Genomic DNA, 22673 nt, shown 5'->3' with positions numbered 1-22673 from the left:
CATGATCAGTCGTGGTTGTGTTTTATTGGTTTAATTTAGCTGTGCACCGTGTGCGGCGTCTCGACAAGTAGTGGAATAATAAAGCTAATGTTTTCAAGCATCCTTCGAAAAGTATTCGGTAGTAGAAACGACCGACTATTAAAAAAATTACGCAAGAACGTAGATGCCATCAATGCACTGGAAGCAGAGTATGAAAAGCTTTCTGATGAGGCGCTAAAAGCGAAGACCGACGAGTTTAAAGCACGCCTTGAGAAAGGTGAGACGTTAGACGACATTTTGAACGACGCCTTTGCAACGGTGCGCGAAGCGAGTAAGCGTGTATATGGCATGCGCCACTTTGACGTGCAGATGCTAGGTGGCCAGGTACTTCACGAAGGTAAAATTTCGGAAATGCGCACCGGTGAGGGTAAAACGTTAACGGCAACGCTCCCCACTTACTTAAACGCGCTTTCGGGCAAAGGTGTTCATGTGGTTACTGTGAACGATTATCTTGCGCGCCGTGATGCCGAGTGGAGTAACCAGTTATTCACTTTCCTGGGGATGCGTGTTGGCTGTAACGTACCTGGTATGTCACCTGAACAAAAACGTGATGCGTACCAAGCTGATGTAACGTACGGTACCAATAACGAATTTGGTTTTGACTATCTGCGCGATAACATGGCATTTAGTCCACAAGATCGCGTTCAGCGACCACTTAACTTTGCTGTAGTGGATGAAGTTGACTCTATCTTAATCGACGAAGCGCGTACGCCGCTAATTATCTCTGGTCAAGCCGAGGATAGTTCGGAGCTATACCGTCGAATTAATTTAGTTATTCCTAAATTGGTTCAGCAAGAAAAAGAAGACGAAGAAGGTCAAGAAGGTGATGGCGATTACACAATCGACCTAAAAGCCAAGCAAATTCACTTAACAGAACGTGGCCAAATTCACGTTGAAGAAATTCTTCACCAAGAAGGTATTTTACCTGAAGGCGAGTCTTTGTTTGCCGCCGGCAACATCTCATTGCTTCACCACATTAATGCGGCACTGCGTGCACATAAACTGTTCTCGAAAGATGTGGATTACATCGTTAAAGACGAGCAAATTGTTATTGTCGACGAGCACACTGGTCGTACGATGGAAGGCCGCCGTTGGTCTGAAGGTTTGCACCAAGCGGTAGAAGCGAAAGAAGGCGTTCGCATTCAAAATGAGAACCAGACCTTGGCGTCAATTACGTTCCAAAACTACTTCCGCTTGTACAATAAGCTAGCGGGTATGACAGGTACGGCAGATACAGAAGCGTTTGAGTTTAACCACATTTACGGTCTAGAAACTGTGGTTATTCCAACGAATAAGCCAATGCAGCGTAAAGATATGGCTGACCTTATCTACCTGACGGCAGAAGAAAAGTACGAAGCTATCGTAGAAGACATTAAAGCGTGTGTGAAGCGTGGGCAACCAACGCTTGTAGGTACTGTGTCGATTGAAAACTCAGAGCTTATTTCTCGCATTCTTAAGAAAGAAAAAATTCCGCACAAAGTACTTAATGCTAAGTTCCACGAACAGGAAGCGGACATTGTTGCGCAAGCTGGTAAGCCGGGTGCGGTAACTATTGCTACCAATATGGCAGGTCGTGGTACTGACATTGTACTTGGTGGTAATTGGCAGGCAGAGCTTGAAAAGATTGAAAACCCAACTGAAGCGCAAATTGAAAAAGTAAAAGCAGCATGGAAAGAAAGCCATGATGCAGTACTTGCTTCAGGTGGCTTACACATTATTGGTACTGAACGTCACGAATCTCGTCGTATCGATAACCAGTTACGTGGTCGTTCTGGCCGTCAAGGTGACCCTGGTTCAAGCCGCTTCTATTTATCGCTTGACGATGCACTAATGCGTATCTTTGCCTCTGAAAAGATGGGCAATATGATGAAGCGTTTGGGCATGGAGCGTGGTGAGGCGATTGAGCACCCATGGGTGACTCGTGCTATTGAAAATGCCCAGCGTAAAGTTGAAGGTCGTAACTTTGATATTCGTAAACAACTACTTGAGTACGATGATGTTGCAAACGACCAGCGTAAAGTTATTTACGAACAGCGTAATGAGCTACTCGATGAAGGCGATATCAGCGAAACCATCGCCGCTATTCGCGAAGATGTAATCTCAGGCGTTGTAGATGAATATATTCCGCCTCAGTCACTAGAAGAAATGTGGGATGTTAAAGGGTTAGAAGAGCGCCTTAAGGCCGATTTTGCCACGGATCTCCCGCTACAATCATGGCTAGAAAACGACGACAAGCTATATGAAGAAAAGCTACGCGAACGTATTCTTGATGAGGTTGTTAATGCATACAAAGCCAAAGAGGCGGTAGTGGGTGCAGACGTGCTTCGTCAGTTTGAAAAAGCGGTTATGCTTCAAAACCTAGACAGCCACTGGAAAGAGCATTTGGCTGCGATGGACCACTTGCGTCAAGGTATTCACTTGCGTGGCTATGCACAGAAAAACCCTAAGCAAGAATACAAGCGCGAGTCGTTTGAGTTATTCTCTCAAATGCTTGAAGCTCTGAAGGTTGAAGTTATTACTATTTTGGCCCGAGTAAAAGTACAAGCGGAAGAAGATGTTCAAAAAGTGGAAGAGCAGCGTCGTCAAGCAGACGATGTGCCTAAGAACTTTGAGCATGAAGAAGCTACGGCAACGCCAGAGCAGGCCAGCGATAAAGTTCGTACACAAGTTCGTGAAGGCGCTAAAGTGGGCCGTAACGACCCATGTCCGTGTGGTTCTGGCAAAAAGTACAAGCAGTGTCACGGTAAGCTGAAATAATGAAAGTGGTACATGTTGCCGTGGGTGTTATTGCTCGCGGCGATAATATTTTTATCACGCTTCGTCACGACCATCTTCATCAAGGTGGTAAATGGGAGTTCCCTGGTGGCAAAGTAGAGCAGGGCGAAAGTGTGCAAGATGCACTCGCGCGCGAGCTACTTGAAGAAATAGGCATTCAAGTACTGAAAAGTGAGCCTGTTATTGTGATTAACCATGACTACGGCGATAAAGTCGTTAAGTTAGATGTACATCGGGTAACTGACTTCTCAGGTGAGCCGCATGGGAAAGAAGGCCAGTCTGCTCGATGGGTTGCTTTGGATGCGCTACAAGCACAAGACTTTCCAGCGGCCAATGTACCCATAATAAAAGCGCTACAAGCGTAATATATCTTGAAAAAAAAACGGCCACTTATAGTGGCCGTTTTTTATTGGTAATAGTAATACTGCCTACAGTCTATAAGGTAATACGCTGTGCAGTTGCAAAGGCAACGTCTAACTTGAAGTACGCCGCTTCATTAATAAAGTGGGGGTAGGTTTCACTTTCGCCTTCCCACACAATGTCATGTCCATCAAACGTTCTAAACATCGGCATACCCGGCAGTAATGGCTCGAAATCAGTATCCTGAAGCGCATGATGGATCATGGCCGTGCGTTGACCACTCTCATCTAACGGAAATGATATGTTTTCACCCAAGCGAAATACTTCACAGGCCGGTAATGTGTCACTAGAAATAGTACCTTGGTTGAAGGCAACACAGAACGCAAGAATCACTTCGGCCATAGTTTGAGTGAGTAAGTATACGTCTTCACGTAGCACACCCTGAGGCTGGCCGCCTACTTCTATCATTACCCCGCGTTTACCAGTAGTACATAGGTAGCCGTGCTCAAGGTAAGGCTTTTCATCTTCAAGCAAGATATTTGCTTCAGGCATATGTTGCTTCACATAGCGAGCTAGCTGTATATGAAAGTCATCGGCCTGCAGAATGATGAGCGTAGCGCCCATTTGACTTGTCGTGTTGTGAATGTCTACAACCAAGTCGGTTTTCGACTTACCCTTAGGACCAAATTTTTCATTCAGCACTTGCGCTAATTTTGCTTCTTTAGTCGACTTGTTCTCGCTCAGTGCCGCAAAGGTAAATTGTCTGTTTAAGTCTTCTTCAATAAAACGGACATTAGCCTCTAGTGCCGCTTGATTAGCAATGTGAAGTGACACATTTAAGGCATCAAAGCGTGAGGGAAGTCCATGTTTTTGCCAGTTTTTAACTAACTGAATACCGCTGGTTTCGTTACCGTGGGTACCACCAACAAACGCGATTGATTGAATCATGGACTTTCCTTTGTGCTGCAGAAAACGACGAGCTAATCGCCATAAGAGAGATTAGCTTGATAGTACAACAGTCTACAACTGCCGAGAATACATTTATTGTACTTCATCGGCGTACTGTTTGCGGTATCGCTTGGTAAGTTTGGCACTGCGCAACTGATCGAGTATCAGCGAAATTATTGGGTTTGTATTTTGAGAAGGCCGTTTTCCGTTTCCAACACGGCGTAGTTGGCGCTTTACTTGTGCCATAGTCGCAAGGCCAGAAAGTGTTTTGTCTTTCCAATCTACAACCGGTATAACACCCAATGTATCTGGCGAAGCTCGCCATTGGTTAGGTAGATCAGGGGTTAATGCCAGTGCAGACGCAATACCAACCATATCTACACCACTTTGAATCACTTGCTGTGCTACTGCGAGTTTACGAATGCCTCCTGTAGTCATAATGGGAATGGTCGTGGTACTTGCTATTTGCTCAGCAAAAGTTAAAAAATACGCTTCTCGCGCGAGTGTTCTATCATCAGCTGTTCTTCCTTGCATCGCTGGCGCCTCATAGCTTCCACCGGACAGCTCAACAAGATCTACATTGTGCTGTGCCAGCATGCCAACAACGTCACGGGCATCATCTACGTCAAACCCGCCACGTTGAAAATCTGCTGAGTTTAACTTTACAGCCACATCAAAGTCTTTGCCGCATTGCTCGCGCACTTGCTGAACAATGGTGAGCAACAGACGAGCACGGTTTTCAAGACTGCCACCCCATTCATCTTTACGTTTGTTTGTCAGAGGAGACAAAAATTGCGCGAGTAAGTATCCGTGTGCTGCATGTATTTGAACGCCGTCATAACCCGCTTGTTTGGCCCGTGAGGCCGTAGTAACAAATCGACTCACCACATCATTAATTTCGGTTTCTGTCATAGCTTTTGGTTGACCGAATAGGTGAGAGTGCTTACCCATATTGAGTGGAATGTCAGAAGGAGAAAGTACCTTACCTCCCATTTTGGCAAAGACCTGTCGACCCGGATGGTTTATCTGCATCCACAAACGCGTATTATTGCGCTTGGCCTCCTTCGCTAACTGCTGAAATGGTGCTAGCGGTGTGCGAGCTTCAAGTGCAAGTCCTCCTGGGCCGGTCATCGCTAAATGATCGACCATAACGTTGCCGGTAATGACAAGGCCGATACCACCTTCAGCCCAGGCGCGATATAACCGAAAAAGTGCGTCGCCTGGCAATTGATTGGCCTGAGCCATGTTTTCTTCCATAGCGGCCTTTGCGAGCCGATTTTTAATGGTTTGCCCATTGGGCAAAGTAAACGGGGTAAAAACATTTGATGACATGGTTTGCTCTTTCGTTTCTGTGCATTGATGTCACTATAAGCTTTAAGTTAACTTTAAGGTCAAGGTTATTTTTTTAAGCGAATACCATGCGTATTGGACAACTAGCGCAAGCCATTGATTTACCTACAAGTACTATTCGATTTTACGAACAAAAAGGATTGTTGCCTCCTGCTGCGCGCACCGCAAAGGGTTATCGACAATACAATACTCACGCAATTGAGCGATTAAAGATGATCAAGTTTGCCACCAGTCTAGGGTTTTCCCTAGACGATCTACCGGGACTATTTGCCAGTGGTGAAGGCTTGGACCACCAGCAAGTTATGGGGCACTTGCGCGAGCGAAAACAAGATATTGATGACCTTATGGCAAAGCTTGAACGTCAAAAGTCACAGATGGTGTATCTAATGCATCGCCTCGAGGAGTTGTGGAAAGCGGGCCATTGTATGACTGCCTGTGAACTTGATGGCTTACTTGAGGGACTTAATATGGACAATGTGCGAGAGGTCTAAAGCACGGCTGACTCTTGATGCGTTAATTGCAACCTCATTAGAATAAAGACTCAGTACTATTGAACACAGTGGATCAATGCTTGAAAAAGTCTTCTTGTTGCTGTGCAAGCATCGCTTCAATTTCTTCTATATCGATGTGTTTTGGTGTGGCATCTTCGGCAGGCTTCCCAGCAATTTTTCTGTCTTCTGCTGCCCACTCACCTAAATCAATAAGCTGACATTTCTTGCTGCAAAAAGGACGGAACTCACTTTCTGGACCCCAAACAACAGCTTTAGTACAAATAGGGCATTTAACTTCCATTAGAAACTCCGTTGATAACAGTGGACGAGGGCTTACGTGGTATATGGGTATTTTAGCAGGCTGCCAATTGAAACTGAACATGGTTCTCGACAGCACTTCCACCATTTTGATTGGGAGTGAAAAGCATGAAGCGCAGTGCATAGCGATATTTATTACCGCTGAGCGTCGGATAATAGCCTTCATCCACACTACATCTAACACGAATGAGTTCATTCTTATCTTCAGCTGCGCCTTGATAGAAACCATTTTCGGCGGTGACAGCGACAAACTGCCCACGTTCCCGAATAAATGACAAGCTGACAGCAATAGCGTCGTCAAGGAGTGCTAATGTCTCCAGCCAATTGTTTATTTCCAACTGTCTTTGTTCAAGGGGTTGCTGTAGCCAAAAATGTAGATTAGGCAAATCAAAGCTACACGCGCCACCGGGTATCGCAAAGCGTTGTCGAATAGCACTAAGTAACTTATCTTCTTTTAACGCACTGCCAAAACGGCGATCGCTTTTTAGCTTTTCACGTAACGTTAATACCGTTTTAAGTGCTTGTTCTAATGCTGTACTGTCAATTTTAGGGTGCTTCGACCAATACACGAGGTTTTTCTCGTGTGCTTCAAGGTCTTTGGTCAGATCTGAGCGTAAGTCCAAACGCTCAACAAGGTCGAGCAATTCAAAGAGTTGTTGAAAAAAAACAAGCTGCAAATGTGTATGCTCAGACTTAGCTGAGATTTTAAGTTGCCCAAGCAGCTGCTCAACACGTAAGTAGTTACGTACCTTTTCCTTTAGTGGAAATTCGAAAACAGCGTTGCCCATGGATACCCTTAAAACACATATACTTAGAGCTAAAGCCTAATGCATGATTGCGTTTAAGCCAAGTTTACTTGGCCACCAAACTGTTGTTTTGACGTTATTTGGTCAAAAAAGTTTCAAAAAGTGAGTGGGGAGTCGAATTTTGCTGGCCGAAAGGCTAGAAGAGACAATGCCATATGCGAAATTTGACGCTGTTACCAAATTTGAAAAGTGGGTGGTAAAACAACAATTCTAGCGTTCGTGAGAGAGGGAAACCTCTTGTTGAATGCCATGGCTGGCAAGAATACGTCGAATGGTTCCATCGCTTTTTAGTGTGCTTATGGCACGATTGAGTTCAGGTAATAAATGAGCCTTTTCTTGTCTTAATCTCATTCTCACAGGACCTTTGGTATGCTGAACTGCAAGTACAATGTCAACATCGTGCTCGTTGGCCCAGTATTTTGCTGCATGCTCTTCCATTATAATTAGTTTGAATCTTCCCATCGCAAGGCCTTCAATTAAGGCTTCTTCAGAAAGAAAATCTACCCGCGTAAATTTATCTGCATCATAATAAAAATAGCCTGCAATCGTGCCAATAGCGTGTCCGTAGTAATCAGATTTTTGTTTAAACAGGGCAGTATGTTCGTTAGTGGTGACCACATACTCAGTAACCTTGTATAAAGGCTCACTTAAAACAAAACCTGCTCCAGGCGTACCATCTTCCATCCACTCTAGAACATTAAAATCAAAATCCACTAGGCCTGTTTGTAATGCTTTTTCTGCTCGCTTCGGTGGAAGGTGAACTGGGCGAATAGTAATGTTACTGCGCTCTGAAATACTCTGCATGAGTTCGGCATAAACGCCTGGCTTTCCTGGCTCTGCAGAGCGCTGGTAGGGCACCCATCCAGATGCTAAACCCAAATCGAAATACAGTGTGTTCTCAGCAGCTTGCTTGTGATAGTTAATATTAGATTCTTTTTCTACTTGTGTTTGGCCATTAGCGCTGGCTGCCTTCACGACACAAGTGAGCAATAAAGCCAAAACAACAATAGCAAAATAGCTAACAAAGCCTTGCCCCAAGAAGGTGATGCGTTGCCGATATTTATGGCGAGGGTAGTTTATCAGTAGCATACAATCACAGTGCAAAAACAATGGTTTAATTCAAAATTAGCCCAAATGAATAGCACCACTTTTATGTGTTATTTCATGGGCATTTCTTCTAATAATATAGCGCAAATGCTACTTATGAAAATGGAATAAAACAATTAATGTAGGTAGTGTGGTTTCTAGAGCGGTTGTGGCTAATGTGCTCAACGCTTTCGAAAAAAGGGTTATACTTATATTTCAATAATAATTCTAACAATGTTTTAGTAGAGATAAGACCGTGAGACTGCACACCTTAGCCAGAGTGTTTACACTAAGTACGCTACTTTCAGCGTTACTGGGTTGTAACAGCGACTCAAATAATGACGATGTAACCTCGATAGATTCACAAAGTTTATCTGAACAGCTCGTTGCCCAAATTGACGTCGCTGTAGAGGGCGGAGTAACAGCATTGATGCTTCCAGAACCGACGGATTATGAAAATATTCCTGCCGATATCAATAACCCAATTACTGCTGAAAAAGTCGCTCTTGGAATGATGCTATTTCACGAAACTCAAATGGCAACAGCAGGAGTTAATAGCACAACAATCAATACATGGTCATGCGCAAGTTGTCACCATGTCGCTGCTGGTTTTAAATCAGGCGTTCTTCAAGGCATTGGTGAGGGCGGTAGTGGATTTGGTATTGCAGGTGAAGCACGTACCCTTTTGCCAAATTTTGATGGTCAAAGCACCGATCCGACCTTCGTACCTGATGTACAACCTTTTACATCACCCAGTATATTAAATTCAGCGTATCAAGACGTTATGCTGTGGAATGGACAGTTTGGTAATGCTGAAGGTGGTACCGTCAATGCTTCGTTAGAGGAGCATGTTCTCGCTCCAGAAGGAACACCAAAATTTGAGAATATAAGAGGTTTTTCGGGCCTTGAAACTCAGGCTATTGCAGGTACAAAAGTGCATAGAATGAATACGTTTGACGACTCTGTATTGCAAAATAATATGGAATATCGATTGATGTTCGAAGCGGCATTTCCTGAAGGCAGTAACGATTATTTGGAAGAGGCTGGTTTGGCTATGGCAGCGTATGAGCGCACGGTTCTAGCGAATGAGGCTCCTTTCCAACGATGGTTAGCTGGCGAAGATTCAGCAATGACTGAGCAAGAAAAACGCGGTGCGCTATTGTTCTTTGGAAAAGCTAATTGCGTAAGCTGTCATACAGGGCCCGCATTAAGCTCACCTGTTGGGGCTAGCGCGCAAGAAATGTTTATGGCGCTGGGGTTTGCTGATTTAGACGTATCAAGCCCTAGTGTGACTGGCACTGTGTCGGTTAACGACGCTAAAGGTCGCGGGGGCTTTACAGGAAATGTAGAAGACGATTTTAAGTTCAAAGTACCTCAACTGTATAACTTGAAAGATACCAATGTGTTTGGTCATGGGGGAAGTTTCAGTAGTGTACGTCAAGTAGTTATGTACAAAAATACGGCTGTTGCACAAAAGCGTCTGTCTACTGAACAACTAGATGCGCGTTTTATTCCTTTAGGCTTAACAGATGAAGAGATTGACGATTTGGTTACCTTCATTGAAGAGGGGTTGTACGACCCTGATTTGTATCGGTATGTCCCTGCAGCTACACCTACCGGCGCATGCTTTCCTGTGGCAGACGAGCAATCTAAGCTCGATTTAAATTGTGCTAATTAACTAGAAAAAGCGGCGTCGTTAGACGCCTCATATAGAGATGGACGAGTGACGCTGCGCCAGATATCTGGTCGTAGGCCTTTTGTTAAATACTCGCTGAACATTGCTCTAGTAGCGCGGTATGCAGCGTCTCAACTTGTGCAGCAAGGTGCGCTAGGCTAGCGCTATTATCAAGAACATAATCTGCTGCGGCTAGTCGGGTTTCGCGCGTGGCTTGTGAAGCCATAATGTTCTTTATTGTTTGCTCTGTGCTTTCATCCCGCTGTACAGCGCGTGCAAGTTGCATTTCTTCAGGGCAATCTACCACGACTACCTTGTTACACATTACGGTTAGATTATTTTCAACCAATAGTGGAACCGATAAAATGCAGTAGGGACTTTTGGATTCTGCGATGAGTGTCATCATTTGATTGCGGATGAGGGGATGAAGTAAACCGTTTAGCCAATGCTTTTCATCGTCATTGTGAAAAACGTGTTCGCGCAGTGCAGCGCGATTAAGGCTACCGTTTTCTAGCAGTACATCGTTGCCGAAATGTTCAGCAATTTTAGCAAGACCCTCTGAGCCTATCGCAACCACATCCCGAGCAACTTCATCCGCATCAATAATATCGATATTGTGCTTTTGAAATAATGCAGTTGCAGCTGATTTTCCACTACCAATACCACCTGTAAGGCCCACTACAAATTTATCACTCATTCGCTTCACTCTTTCTCGCTAAAAGGGCAACGGCCTAATGGCCTACAACACCATATTTAAGTAAGCGGTAATGATATCGGTTTTATACAATAAGGTTAACCATCCAGCCACCGCGAGGTAAGGGCCAAATGGAATGGCCAGAGACTTTCCTTGTTTCTGTACAATCATGATTACAATGCCAACCACCGCACCCACAAAAGACGAAAGCAAGATAATAACGGGCAAGCCTTGCCAGCCTGTAAAAGCCCCTAAAGCGGCTAATAATTTAAAGTCGCCATAGCCCATACCTTCTTTGCCGGTAACAAGTTTAAACAACCAATATACAGACCATAAACTAAGGTAGCCTGCAGCTGCACCAATGATTGCCTCTGTTGGAGTGACAAAAACGTTGTGCGTACTGAGTATTAAACCCAACCAAAGAAGTGGAAGCGTGAGTTGATCGGGCAACAGCATTTTGTCTAAATCAATAAACAGTAACGATATAAGTGCATAGGTGAATAGGACCGCCCATAAGGCTTGTGGTGTGGGGCCAAAATGGTAAGCAGCAAACGTGCACACCAAAGCCGTGAATAACTCAACTGCCGGATAACGTGGTGAAATTCCGGTTTTGCATTTCGCACACTTCCCTTTCAGGAAAAGGTAACTTATAACAGGAATGTTTTCCCAAGCGCGAATTTTATGTCCACACGACGGACATGTGCTGTCTGGTTTTACAAGGTTAAAGGGAGCTTCTTGGCTATCTTTTTGATCCGTTGTGACTCGCTCGTCACCTTGTTCGGCAAAATAGTCATTGTATTCACGCTGCCAACTACGCTCCATCATGATTGGTAACCGGTAGATTACAACATTTAAAAAGCTGCCAACCATCAAGCTAACAATAAAGATAAGTGAATAGAAAAATAGTGGCGCTACCTGGTGTAATGTAACCAAGTGCTGAGCGAATGAAACATCCATGAGCAACGTGTTCTTTTTTTATTGTATTTAAAATGAGGAAGACGTAGTTATACCACGTCGCCCATTTGGAAAATAGGGAGATACATAGCAACGATCAAACCGCCGATAACCACACCTAATACCGCCATGATCATAGGCTCTAGTAAGCTGGTTAAGCCATCTACCATGTCATCGACTTCCGCTTCGTAAATAGTAGCAATTTTACTGAGCATTTCGTCGACTGCGCCTGACTCTTCACCAATAGCTATCATTTGTGTGACCATATCAGGAAATACTTGTGTTGCGCGCATAGCAACATGCATTGGCATACCACCAGCCACTTCCTTTCGCATGTATAAAATAGCCTCTCGATATACTGCATTACCTGAAGCGCCTGCAGCAGATTCTAACGCCCCAATAAGTGGAACACCTGCAGCAAAGGTTGTGGCTAGTGTACGAGTGAAGCGAGCTATACTGGCTTTTTTAAGTATTTCGCCCACTACCGGAATTTTAAGAATGTTTCTATCAACGCTGTCGCGCAATTTTTGGCTGCGCTTATAGGTTCGCATGAACATAAAACCGGCAGCACCTATTCCGATGGCTATAAAGATGCCGTAGTCTTGGACAAATCGCGAAATGCCTAGAACGAATTGTGTAAAAGCAGGTAACTCTGCACCAAAGCTACTAAAGATCTCTTCAAACTGAGGAACAACAAAAATCAGTAGTATGGTGGTAACGATGAAAGCCACGACCAATACCGCGATAGGGTAAAACATCGCTTTCTTAATTTTTGATTTTAACGCTTCGGCTTTTTCTTTGTAAGTAGCTATTCTATCGTAGATAGTTTCAAGCGCACCGGACTGCTCACCGGTATACACCAAATCACAATACAAGTCGTCGAAGTAAAGCGGGTGTTTTCTAAGGGCTGAAGATAACGGGTTACCTGATTTTACTTCTTCCGTTATTTCACCCAGTAACTTTCGCATGCTCTGCTTAGCATGACCTTGCGCTATCATCTCAAGTGATTGAATTAGGGTAACACCGGCGGCCAACATAGTGGCAATTTGGCGAGAAATTACGGATATGTCTGCGGGTGTTATTTTTTGACCACCACCAAACAAAGGCGTGGCGAGTTTTTTAACTTTATTGGCAGAGATACCCTGGCGGCGAAGCAGGTTCTTTGCTTCAGAAATCGAAACAGCGGATATTTCACCTTTGCGAGATTGACCGTGACGATCTTTACCTTGCCAAGTAAATGTAGTTGCTGCTTTTGCCATTGCGAATTCCGTCTATAAAGTGTCTCTTGAGAGCGAAAAAGCCCAGTATGATACTGGGCTTTTTACATTTATTTCTATATCAGACTATGCGATTAGCATAGCTCTGCAGGGTCACATGTAACCGTCCAAAGTAAGCGGCCACCGTTTTCAGCTGCCGTTAGGGTATATGTACCTGCACCACCCTGAATGCTCATGCTTGGGTACGCAGTAGCTGTTATTGTACCCGCTGTATCTGTGTCTACACCAACGATAGCGGGAACGCCACCTGCAGCGTCTGCTGCTGCAACAGTTGCTGGAACGCCATTATTACCACCAACACAAAGCGCTAGGTTTGCCGTAGAGGCATAACAAACTTCTACTGCAGTCTTTGCTGCCGCTGTTGCGTTAGAAACTTCTGTAAACTTCGCTTTTTGCGTGTAGTTTTGGTAAGCAGGAAGTGCGATTGCTGCAAGAATACCGATGATTGCAACAACAATCATTAGTTCGATTAGGGTGAAACCTTTTTGGTTTTTAGCGTTCATGGTCATCATGGTCTTATCTCCGGGACGTGTATAACACGTTAAGTTTAAATCTAATTCAAATTGACGTTTATACCCGAGTCGTTTTTGTACGCCCCTGGTACTTGATTCTCAGTATAGAATTTTTATTGCAACTGACAAGTATTAGGGAATATACCTATGTGTTACTTTCTCAGTATGACACGTTCAATATGCCTTGTGCAGAGCGTATTCATTGAACTTTGGTATATAACTTAATAGCTTAGCAGCGTATGACTAACTATACAGTGGCAACACATTAAGCGCAAAGCGCGCGCTTACCTTAGGTAGAATTACGGCTTGAATGTGTGGTCGCAAAAACAAAAAAAGGCCCACAAAAAGGCCTTTAAATATAATTGATAGTTGCCTTTAAGCTTCGTACGCGATTACGCCAAATTAATTCGCAACGACAAGTCGATAGCTTGAACGTGCTTGGTTAATGCGCCTGAAGAAATGTAATCTACCCCTAGCTGCGATAGTGACTTAAGTCGCTCATCGGTAATATTGCCAGAGACTTCTAGTTTACATTGGCCTTTATTAAGTGCTACTGCCTGTTGGATCTGTTCGTTGGTAAAATTATCAAGCATGACAATATCAGCGCCAGCCTTCATGGCTTGTTCAAGCTCGTTAAGATTTTCGACTTCAACTTCAACAGGTTTTCCTGGCATCATTGATTTGGCTCGTTCAACCGCTTTATCTATGCCGCCGCATGAGAAAATATGGTTTTCTTTTATCAGAAATGCATCAAACAAACCTACACGGTGGTTTTGCCCACCACCACAACGCACGGCGTATTTTTGCGCGTAACGAAGCCCAGGTAACGTTTTGCGTGTGTCGAGAATTTTGGTGTTGCTATCAGCCAGTAAGTTCGCGTAAAACGCGGTAACAGTGGCAGTACCCGATAGGGTTTGTAAGAAATTAAGCGCAGTGCGCTCTGCGGTGAGAATAGCTTTTGCAGACCCTTCTAGCGTAAGCAGTACCGTGTCTGGTGCTACGCTGTCACCGTCTTCAACATGCCATTGCAATGCCACTGTTTCGTCAATAAGTGCGAACGCTTGATTTACCCAAGCTACTCCACATACCACACACGACTCTCTGGTGATAACCGTCGCTTTCGCTTGAACGTTATCGTCAATAAGGTTCGCTGTTATATCGTTGGAGGCATTTAATTCACCGCCTAGGTCTTCGATAAGTGCCGATGATACTTGCTCTCGTATCGCTTGCATGTCTGGTGATGTCATCTTCATCGCTATCGTCTGTATTAAAGGGTACGCAATATTAACCAATCTCCGCGCTGAGTAAACTCTAATTGGCGAAGAACGCTCATTCCAAGCAAAATATGGTCATCCTGCATGCCAGGATTCAAGTTTGCATCAACATTGTGAAGTACAATATCGCCAATACGCAGGGTATCAATATTCGATTCTGCCACTTTTACCGTGCCGTTTGCGGTGGTGGCCAAACCTTCTCGTCCCGCGCGAAGTTGCAGTTTGTTCGCCAAGTGAGCAGGAACCGCAACATCAGTGGCACCAGTATCAACCAAAAATATGACTTCTTCATTATTGATGTAGCCCGTAGTGACGTAATGTCCCTGACGGTTTTGTTTAAGTCTTACTTCGGTTTGTGAACCAATACGCTCAGATTGAGGCTCACTGTTTGGGTTTACTTGTTTTTCCAACAAATCTGAAAATACAAACACCAGCAGACCAAAACCGCAGATCCAAGCCAATGCGACCATCCATTTACCTGCGCTTTGGACAGTGTCATTTTCATTACTCATGCTTTTTCCTTCTCAGTAACGCGTTTTCCTGTTTTTTTAAGTGATAGCATCCAATCCGAATGGCTTGCAATCAAACGCATCGCGATGTCACACTTTAACCTATGTAGATGATTACTCAATAAATCAATTATTATGGTGCTTTACAATCAAGCCACATTTACCCAATCGCCGCATTTCGATGAGCGGCCCTTTGATGCTATGTTGCAGCCTAACAATATCGATTTATTGGTTGTCCACAATATATCGTTGCCTCCTTCTCAGTTTGGCACGAGTGGTATCAGAGATTTATTTACAGGTAACCTTGACCCCCAAGCGCACCCGTTTTACAAGGAAATTGCAGGTCTTCGCGTATCTGCCCATTGCGTAATTTACCGTACAGGAGAGATAGAGCAGTTTGTTCCTTTTGAGAAAAGAGCCTGGCATGCGGGTTTATCTTCTTTCCAAGGTCGCCAACGTTGTAACGACTTTTCAATTGGAATTGAACTTGAAGGCACTGACACGCTACCTTTTACCGACGCGCAATACGAATCACTTAAATCATTGAGCGAATTTATAATTAAGCGCTATCCTCGGATCACTTTAGGGCGTATTGTAGGTCATAATGATATTGCACCGGGTAGAAAAACTGATCCCGGCGAGGCTTTTGACTGGCCTAGATATCGAACCAGTTTACGACGCGTGCTTAAACAAGGACATGCCTAATATATGATGTTAATGAGTTTATTGTTGGTGTTAAGCCTAGAGAGACTTATCACTAAAGACAGTCACTGGCATATTGAGACTTATGCCACTAAGTATCGCCAGTTGTTAGTCAACAATAAATGGCTCACTGAAGACAGTTCGTCAGCGTACTTATATGTGAGCATGTTGCTCCCGCCCATTATTCTTGGGGTGATTGAATACTGGCTATTAGGCGCGTTTCTAACCTTCATAGAGCAAAGCCTAGTCTTATTTATTTGCGTAGGTTGCCCGGCACTGCGTGCAACGTATAAATGTTTTTTAAATGCGGCTGATAGAGGCGACCTGCAAGCGTGCAGTATGTACACTGATCAGCTAGGGCATTGTGGCACGCCAAACGAAAGTGACGGTACCGCCACAACCGAAGGTAAAAGCTTTGGGCAGCACCTGACATGGCTTAACTATCAGCACTATGCCGCGGTTATGTTGTGGTTTATTGCATTTGGCGCACCTGGTGCACTGTTTTATAGCTTAAGTCGCAGTACCACCGAAGCAATGTGCGGTAAAAATCACCCATTGAAGGAAAGCGCAGGGCGTTTGATGTTTGCGCTTGATTACATTCCTGTACGAATTACGGCGTTCGGAATGTTAATGATGGGACATTTTTCACGGGCTTTGCCCGAGTGGCTCAAACATGCGTTGCAATTTGATATTTCGGCCTATGACGTACTGACTAAAATTTCCTCTAAAGCCGAAATGCTAACACCTGAAGAGCGCGAAGCGCAGGCTAAAAATGCAGCGGTTGAACCCAAAGTATTAGTAAAATTGGCTAAACGTAATGTTATTTTTCTTCTGGTAATTACTTCAGCGCTTACGCTAATTGGCAGTCTCGCATAACCACTATTATTAACATTTAATCACCATATCTACTAGAGCTACGTTTGGTCTATAAATTATTTGTTTATAGATCAGACGCTTTCATCTCAATATATACTGCATAGGCCTCATCAGACCAGTTGGTGGGCGCTGATTTTTGTTAACAAATTCAATAATAAACCTTAACAGCAAGCAAAGTGCGCAAGCTTTGCTATGCTCTAGAGTATTTACCTCGAAATCGATCTGCCTTAAACTGTAGAGGTAAAATGGTATTACCAATTTTATGAATGTTTAAATTTTCTCCGATTATTTTTTACATTCACAATGTTGATATCACCCAGTGTTTAAGAAGAAGGATAGATACTGCGCATGCGTCAGCAGCGAAAAAAACTCTCTGATGTAATTACCGAACAATTAGAGTCGATGATACTCGACGGTACGTTATTGGCTGGTCAAAAGCTGCCACCAGAGAGAGAGCTTGCGCTTGAATTTGATGTGTCTCGTCCTTCTTTACGTGAAGCTATTGGTAATTTACAGGCGCGGGGTTTAGTTGAGCGAAAACAAGGCGGCGGTACGTTTGTTAATCGCAACCTAAATGCGGCAATGAAAGATCCATTGATGGATTTGGTGAGTCAGCGTCCAGAAACGCAGTTCGACTTGCTTGAGTTCCGTCACGCGCTTGAAGGCATGTCAGCGTATTACGCGGCATTGCGTGGCCAGCCTGAAGATTACGATGCGTTGAAACAAGCATTAAATGATTTGCCAACGCCCAAAGCCGATGAGAGTAAACGTGCTCAAGCAGAAGCGCTGGGGCAGTTTTATATCATCATGGCACGCGCTTCTCACAACATGGTATTGCTGCATGTAATGAGCACTATGCAAAGTATGTTGGTTGACAACATTGAACGAAATTTAGACATGCTGGCCGCACATCCAGAAGCGGTGGAAGACATTGCCAAGCAGCGTCGCGAAATTGTAGATGCGATAGCCTCGCGTGACCCTGAAGCGGCACGACAAGCGTGTAATACGCATCTGGCGTTTATTGAAAAAACGCTATTGACAATAAATCAGCGCGATACACGTGTTCAACGTGCACTGCGCCGACTGGAAATTTAGTTAAATAACATTGTTGTTTAACTATTCATTCGCAGAGGCCGGTCGGGTTTTTACCTGTGCCACTGCAAAAGCAGGTGAGCCAGATAGGGTCACTGTGAGTACAACGTAATTTAGTTTTCCTTCTTTTAGCGTTCTTTTTGACAAGAACAAGGCTTGAGGAGGATTTTCTATATAAGCAAAAAATAGGATGGCACCATGACTGATATGATGCACCAAGATGTGGATCCACAAGAAACGAAAGAGTGGATTGACGCGCTTGAGTCGGTTTTAGAAGAGGAAGGCGTAGAACGCGCACATTACTTACTCGAAAAGCTTATTGATAAAGCTCGTCGCAGCGGCGCGCATTTGCCTTATGACGCTACCACTGCCTACATCAATACCATTCCTGCGGCGCAAGAGCCAAAAATGCCGGGCGATTTAACCATTGAAGCGCGTATCCGTGCGGCAATTCGCTGGAACGCATTGATGATTGTATTGCGTGCATCGAAAAAAGAACTAGAGCTTGGTGGCCATATTGGTAGCTTCGCGTCATCTGCAATGCTTTATGATGTGGGCTTTAACCATTTCTTTAAAGCGCCAAATGAAAATCAAGGCGGTGACTTTATTTTTGCTCAAGGTCACATTGCACCGGGTATCTACGCGCGCTCGTACATGGAAGGTAACTTAACTGAAGAACAGTTAAACAACTTCCGTCAGGAATGTGCAGGCGACGGTTTGTCTTCTTACCCGCACCCGCATTTGATGAAAGACTACTGGCAGTTCCCAACTGTATCGATGGGTCTTGGTCCACTTCAAGCAATTTACACAGCGCGATTCCTTAAATACCTCACTAACCGCGGTATTAAAGATTGTTCAGGCCAGCGCGTTTACTGCTACATGGGTGACGGTGAGTGTGATGAGCCAGAAAGCTTGGGTGCAATTGGTCTTGCGTCTCGCGAAGGCCTAGACAATCTAACGTTTGTTATCAACTGTAACCTTCAGCGCCTAGACGGCCCGGTACGTGGTAACGGCAAAATAATCCAAGAACTTGAAGGTACATTCCGCGGCGCAGGCTGGGAAGTAGTGAAAGTGATTTGGGGTAGCTACTGGGATGAGCTTCTTGCGCGCGATAAATCTGGCAAGCTTATCCAGCTTATGGGTGAAACCGTAGACGGTGAATACCAAAACTGTAAAGCCAAAGGCGGCAAGTACACCCGTGAAAACTTCTTTAACAAGTACCCTGAAACGGCGGCACTTGTAGCGAATATGTCTGACGATGACATCTGGCGCTTGAACCGTGGTGGCCACGACCCAGTTAAAGTATTTGCAGCTTATCAAAAAGCCATTGATACGAAAGGCCGTCCAACAGTGATTCTTGCGAAAACGGTTAAAGGCTTTGGTCTTGGCCGTTCAGGTGAAGCACAAAACGTAGCGCACAACGTGAAGAAAATGGATGTGGATTCAATCAAACAGTTCCGCGACCGTTTCAACATTCCAGTAGCAGACGACAAAATTGCCGACTTGCCTTACTTCAAGTTCGACGAAGACAGCGAAGAAATGAAGTACCTTCGTGCACGTCGTGAAGCACTAGGTGGTTATTTACCTGCGCGTCGTGAGCAAGCCGAAGAGCAGCTTGAAATTCCAGAACTGAGCGCGTTTGACGCTATCTTAAAAGGTTCTGGCGACCGTCAAGTTTCATCAACCATGACATTTGTACGTGTACTTAACGCGTTGTTGAAAGATAAGAAAATTGGCAAGCGCATTGTACCAATTATTCCTGATGAAGCGCGTACCTTCGGGATGGAAGGCTTGTTCCGTCAGGTAGGTATTTACGCAAACGAAGGCCAAAAATACGTACCTCAAGATGCCGACCAAGTCGCTTACTATCGCGAAGATAAGAAAGGTCAGGTACTGCAAGAAGGTATCAATGAACTAGGTGCAATGGCATCGTGGGTAGCGTCAGGTACGTCTTACTCAACGTGTAACGCAACAACTATTCCGTTCTATATTTACTACTCTATGTTTGGTTTCCAACGTGTTGGCGACTTAGCATGGGCAGCAGGTGATAGCCAAGCACGTGGTTTCCTATTAGGCGCAACAGCAGGTAGAACTACACTAAACGGTGAAGGTCTACAGCACCAAGATGGTCACTCACATGTTCAGGCTAACCTTATTCCTAACTGTGTTACTTACGACCCAACATACGGTTATGAAGTAGCCGTTATTATTCAAGACGGCTTGCGTCGCATGTACGGTAATAACGAAAACATCTTCTACTACCTAACGTTGATGAACGAAAACTATCATCACCCAGAAATGCCAGAAGGTGATGATGTTGCTGAGCAGATCATTAAAGGTATTTACAAGCTAGAGCGTGTTGAAAACGACAAGTCTAAGCTTAACGTACAGCTAATGGGTTCTGGTACTATCTTGAACGAAGTACGTAAAGCAGCACAAATCCTGTGTGACGATTACAACGTATCTTCTGACGTGTACTCAGTGACCTCGTTCAACGAGCTAGCTCGTGAAGGTCAAGACGTAGCGCGCTGGAACATGCTTAACCCAGAAGCTGAGCAGAAAGTACCTTACATTGGTCAGGTTATTACCAAAGACGCAGGTCCTGCTATTTCAGCTACTGACTATGTTAAGAACTACTCTGACCAAGTACGTGCGTTCATTGATACTGAATATCGCTGTCTAGGTACAGACGGTTTCGGTCGAAGCGACAGCCGTGAAAACTTGCGTACACACTTTGAAGTAAATGCGTCGTACATTGTGGTTGCATCACTTTATGAACTGGCTCAGCGCGGCGACGTTGAGAAGAAAGTGGTAGCAGAAGCCATTAAGCGTTTCGATATTAACACTGAAAAACTTAACCCGCTTTACGCGTAAGCCAGATAAGGTATTTTACATATGTCAGATATTCAAAAGATTATCGTGCCCGACGTAGGCGGTGACGAAGTTGAAGTTATCGAGCTATGTGTTGCCGTAGGCGACAACATTGAGGCAGATGAAGGCGTTGTTACTGTTGAAAGTGATAAAGCGTCAATGGACATCCCTGCACCGTTTGAAGGTGAAATTGTAAGCTTGTCAGTATCGGTAGGCGATAAAATTAAAGAAGGCGATGTAATTGGTGAAATGAAGGTTGCTGGTGGTTCTGAAGCATCTGAAGAAGCATCTTCAGACGATTCAAAAGAAGAAGCGCCAAAGCAAGAAGAAACACCAAAAGAAGAAAGCAAATCAGAGGCAGCACCTGCTGCGTCTGGTAGTAGCGAAGTCATTGAAGTTGCTGTACCCGATATCGGTTCTGAAGACGAAGTTGACGTTATCGACGTATTGGTTTCTGTAGGCGATACCATCGAAAAAGAAGATGGTCTTATTACCCTTGAAACCGATAAGGCCACAATGGATGTTCCTTCAACGCACTCAGGTACGGTGAAAGAAGTATTCATTAGCACCGGTGATAAGGTGAAAGAAGGCACGGTTGTCATCAAGCTTGAAGTTGCAGGCTCAGGCTCCACTTCAAGTGAATCTTCTGATGCGCCTGCTCCGGCTGCCCAAGAAAGTGAAAAGCAAGCGTCGGAACCCGCGGCGTCGTCAAGCAGCGAAACTATTGAAGTTGCGGTACCTGATATTGGCGAAGATGGCGAAGTAGACGTTATCGATGTACTGGTATCGGTAGGCGATACTGTTGAGAAAGAAGACGGTCTAATTACGCTTGAAACTGATAAAGCGACAATGGATGTACCTTCAACGCATGCGGGTACTATCAAAGAAGTCTTTATTAAAACAGGCGATAAAGTTAAGCAAGGCACGGTAGTGGTTAAGCTTGAAACTAGCGGCGGCGCATCGTCTCAAGCATCTGAGCCAGCAGCTGAAAAGCCTGCAGCAAAGAAAGAAGAACCGAAGAAAGAAGCGCCTAAACAGGAATCGGCTAATCGTTCTCCAGTGCCAGCAGAGCCCGCACCGAAAGGTAACGGTAAAGCCCATGCGTCGCCTTCGGTTCGCCGTATTGCACGTGAATTTGGTGTAGACCTAACCTTAGTGAATGGCTCTGGTCCTAAGAATCGTATCTTGAAAGAAGACATTCAAGCCTATGTGAAAGCTGAGCTTGCTAAGCCTCGTACAGCCGCAGCATCGGGTAATGCGACGGTGGGCGACAATGTGCTTCAAATTGTGCCAGTTAAACCTGTTGATCACAGCAAGTTCGGTGAAATTGAAGAACAGCCGCTATCGCGTATTCAAAAGATTTCTGGTCCATTCCTACACCGTAACTGGGCAACTATTCCGCACGTTACGCAGTTCGACGAAGCCGATATCACAGAAGTGGAAGACTTCCGCAAAGAGCAAAACGCCTATCACGCGAAAATTAAGTCTGGTCTTAAGATCACGCCACTTGTTTTCGTAATGAAAGCAGTAGCGAAAGCGCTTGAAAAATACGAGGTATTTAATTCTTCATTGTCTGATGACGGCGAAAGCTTGATCATCAAGAAGTTTATCAATATCGGTATCGCGGTAGAAACGCCAGGTGGCCTAGTTGTTCCGGTTATTCGTGACGTGAATAAGAAAGGTATTGAGCAGCTATCACGTGAGCTTATCGAGACCTCTCAGAAAGCGCGAGAAGGTAAGCTTAAAGCGGCTGACATGCAAGGTGGTACTTTTACTATCTCTAGCCTAGGCGGTATTGGCGGTACGGCGTTTACGCCTATTGTAAACGCGCCAGAAGTCGCCATATTAGGTGTATCGAAGTCTGAGATGAAGCCAAAGTGGAATGGTAAAGAATTCGAGCCGCGTTTGATGGTGCCGCTGAGCCTGTCATACGACCACCGAGTAATCGATGGTGCAGTAGGTGCGAGATTCTCTACTGAGGTTGCTGCAAACCTTACTGATTTGCGCAGAATCATACTTTAAATAAAAGGTCGAAAAAGTTTACAATATCAGTAACATTTTCGA

General features: G+C 44.6%; 20 protein-coding genes. 9 read left to right on the top strand and 11 right to left on the bottom strand.

From position 1 onward, the window contains the following. Positions 1 to 87: 87 nt before the first annotated feature. Together secA and mutT are read left to right on the top strand one after the other, a co-directional pair. Positions 88 to 2796 carry a preprotein translocase subunit SecA gene (gene secA / locus LHL20_RS02400; RefSeq protein ID WP_202262241.1) on the top strand — a complete coding sequence of 903 codons (2709 nt, stop codon included), beginning with the start codon at positions 88 to 90 and terminating at the stop codon, positions 2794 to 2796. Continuing rightward, complete coding sequence (gene mutT, locus LHL20_RS02395; RefSeq protein WP_159626839.1) at positions 2796 to 3179, top strand: 8-oxo-dGTP diphosphatase MutT; 384 nt, start codon at positions 2796 to 2798, stop codon at positions 3177 to 3179. The genes secA and mutT overlap by 1 nt, the downstream gene beginning before the upstream one ends. Positions 3180 to 3249: 70 nt before the next feature. On the opposite strand, the gene LHL20_RS02390 is transcribed toward mutT, so the two are convergent. Together LHL20_RS02390 and LHL20_RS02385 are read right to left on the bottom strand one after the other, a co-directional pair. After that, positions 3250 to 4122, bottom strand: coding sequence for an aspartoacylase (locus LHL20_RS02390; RefSeq protein WP_226432116.1), 873 nt, complete (start codon positions 4120 to 4122; stop codon positions 3250 to 3252). Positions 4123 to 4215: 93 nt separating this feature from the next. Continuing rightward, entirely contained in the window at positions 4216 to 5454 is a 1239-nt protein-coding gene (locus LHL20_RS02385) for an NADH:flavin oxidoreductase/NADH oxidase family protein (RefSeq protein ID WP_226432115.1), read from the bottom strand. Positions 5455 to 5540: 86 nt separating this feature from the next. Here LHL20_RS02385 and LHL20_RS02380 point away from each other — a divergent pair, with 86 nt between their 5' ends. Then, the gene (locus LHL20_RS02380) at positions 5541 to 5963 is read left to right on the top strand and encodes a helix-turn-helix domain-containing protein (RefSeq protein ID WP_226432114.1); all 423 of its coding nucleotides are present in this window, start codon (positions 5541 to 5543) and stop codon (positions 5961 to 5963) included. A gap of 73 nt (positions 5964 to 6036) precedes the next feature. Here LHL20_RS02380 and yacG read toward each other — a convergent pair whose 3' ends face one another. The 3 genes from yacG to LHL20_RS02365 form a co-directional block, all read right to left on the bottom strand. After that, complete coding sequence (gene yacG / locus LHL20_RS02375) at positions 6037 to 6264, bottom strand: DNA gyrase inhibitor YacG (protein WP_159626843.1); 228 nt, start codon at positions 6262 to 6264, stop codon at positions 6037 to 6039. A gap of 52 nt (positions 6265 to 6316) precedes the next feature. Then, positions 6317 to 7069, bottom strand: coding sequence for a cell division protein ZapD (gene zapD / locus LHL20_RS02370; protein WP_226432113.1), 753 nt, complete (start codon positions 7067 to 7069; stop codon positions 6317 to 6319). A 228-nt stretch (positions 7070 to 7297) separates the two neighbouring features. Then, positions 7298 to 8176: a substrate-binding periplasmic protein gene (locus tag LHL20_RS02365; protein WP_226432112.1), complete on the bottom strand. Its 879-nt coding sequence runs from the start codon at positions 8174 to 8176 to the stop codon at positions 7298 to 7300. Between the two features lie 253 nt (positions 8177 to 8429). Here LHL20_RS02365 and LHL20_RS02360 point away from each other — a divergent pair, with 253 nt between their 5' ends. Then, complete coding sequence (locus LHL20_RS02360) at positions 8430 to 9851, top strand: cytochrome-c peroxidase (RefSeq protein WP_226432111.1); 1422 nt, start codon at positions 8430 to 8432, stop codon at positions 9849 to 9851. Positions 9852 to 9933: 82 nt separating this feature from the next. Here LHL20_RS02360 and coaE read toward each other — a convergent pair whose 3' ends face one another. From coaE to LHL20_RS02330, 6 genes are all read right to left on the bottom strand, one after another. Continuing rightward, positions 9934 to 10545 (bottom strand): dephospho-CoA kinase, encoded by a 612-nt coding sequence (gene coaE, locus LHL20_RS02355; RefSeq protein WP_226432110.1) that lies wholly within the window; start codon positions 10543 to 10545, stop codon positions 9934 to 9936. 42 nt (positions 10546 to 10587) lie between these two features. Continuing rightward, complete coding sequence (locus LHL20_RS02350; RefSeq protein WP_226432109.1) at positions 10588 to 11499, bottom strand: prepilin peptidase; 912 nt, start codon at positions 11497 to 11499, stop codon at positions 10588 to 10590. A 47-nt stretch (positions 11500 to 11546) separates the two neighbouring features. Further along, a complete protein-coding gene (locus LHL20_RS02345; protein ID WP_226432108.1) occupies positions 11547 to 12755 on the bottom strand; it encodes a type II secretion system F family protein in 1209 nt (402 codons plus the stop codon). Between the two features lie 92 nt (positions 12756 to 12847). Then, entirely contained in the window at positions 12848 to 13285 is a 438-nt protein-coding gene (locus LHL20_RS02340; RefSeq protein WP_274741424.1) for a pilin, read from the bottom strand. Positions 13286 to 13677: 392 nt separating this feature from the next. Continuing rightward, positions 13678 to 14532 (bottom strand): carboxylating nicotinate-nucleotide diphosphorylase, encoded by an 855-nt coding sequence (gene nadC, locus LHL20_RS02335; protein WP_226432107.1) that lies wholly within the window; start codon positions 14530 to 14532, stop codon positions 13678 to 13680. Positions 14533 to 14552: 20 nt separating this feature from the next. Next, complete coding sequence (locus tag LHL20_RS02330; RefSeq protein ID WP_226432106.1) at positions 14553 to 15071, bottom strand: retropepsin-like aspartic protease family protein; 519 nt, start codon at positions 15069 to 15071, stop codon at positions 14553 to 14555. 132 nt (positions 15072 to 15203) lie between these two features. Here LHL20_RS02330 and ampD point away from each other — a divergent pair, with 132 nt between their 5' ends. The 5 genes from ampD (at position 15204) to aceF (ending at position 22631) form a co-directional block, all read left to right on the top strand. Then, on the top strand, positions 15204 to 15773 hold the full coding sequence (gene ampD / locus LHL20_RS02325; RefSeq protein ID WP_226432105.1) for a 1,6-anhydro-N-acetylmuramyl-L-alanine amidase AmpD: 570 nt from the start codon (positions 15204 to 15206) through the stop codon (positions 15771 to 15773). Between the two features lie 3 nt (positions 15774 to 15776). Beyond that, complete coding sequence (gene ampE, locus LHL20_RS02320; protein WP_226432104.1) at positions 15777 to 16646, top strand: beta-lactamase regulator AmpE; 870 nt, start codon at positions 15777 to 15779, stop codon at positions 16644 to 16646. 348 nt (positions 16647 to 16994) lie between these two features. Beyond that, positions 16995 to 17741, top strand: coding sequence for a GntR family transcriptional regulator (locus LHL20_RS02315; protein WP_226432103.1), 747 nt, complete (start codon positions 16995 to 16997; stop codon positions 17739 to 17741). A 195-nt stretch (positions 17742 to 17936) separates the two neighbouring features. Next, positions 17937 to 20612 (top strand): pyruvate dehydrogenase (acetyl-transferring), homodimeric type, encoded by a 2676-nt coding sequence (gene aceE / locus LHL20_RS02310; RefSeq protein ID WP_226432102.1) that lies wholly within the window; start codon positions 17937 to 17939, stop codon positions 20610 to 20612. 21 nt (positions 20613 to 20633) lie between these two features. Next, a complete protein-coding gene (aceF, locus tag LHL20_RS02305) occupies positions 20634 to 22631 on the top strand; it encodes a pyruvate dehydrogenase complex dihydrolipoyllysine-residue acetyltransferase (protein WP_226432101.1) in 1998 nt (665 codons plus the stop codon). Positions 22632 to 22673: the final 42 nt, after the last annotated feature.

This window comes from Alteromonas sp. McT4-15 (assembly GCF_020515205.1).
Lineage (GTDB): Bacteria > Pseudomonadota > Gammaproteobacteria > Enterobacterales > Alteromonadaceae > Alteromonas.
This window is presented reverse-complemented; position numbering and strand designations above follow the sequence as displayed.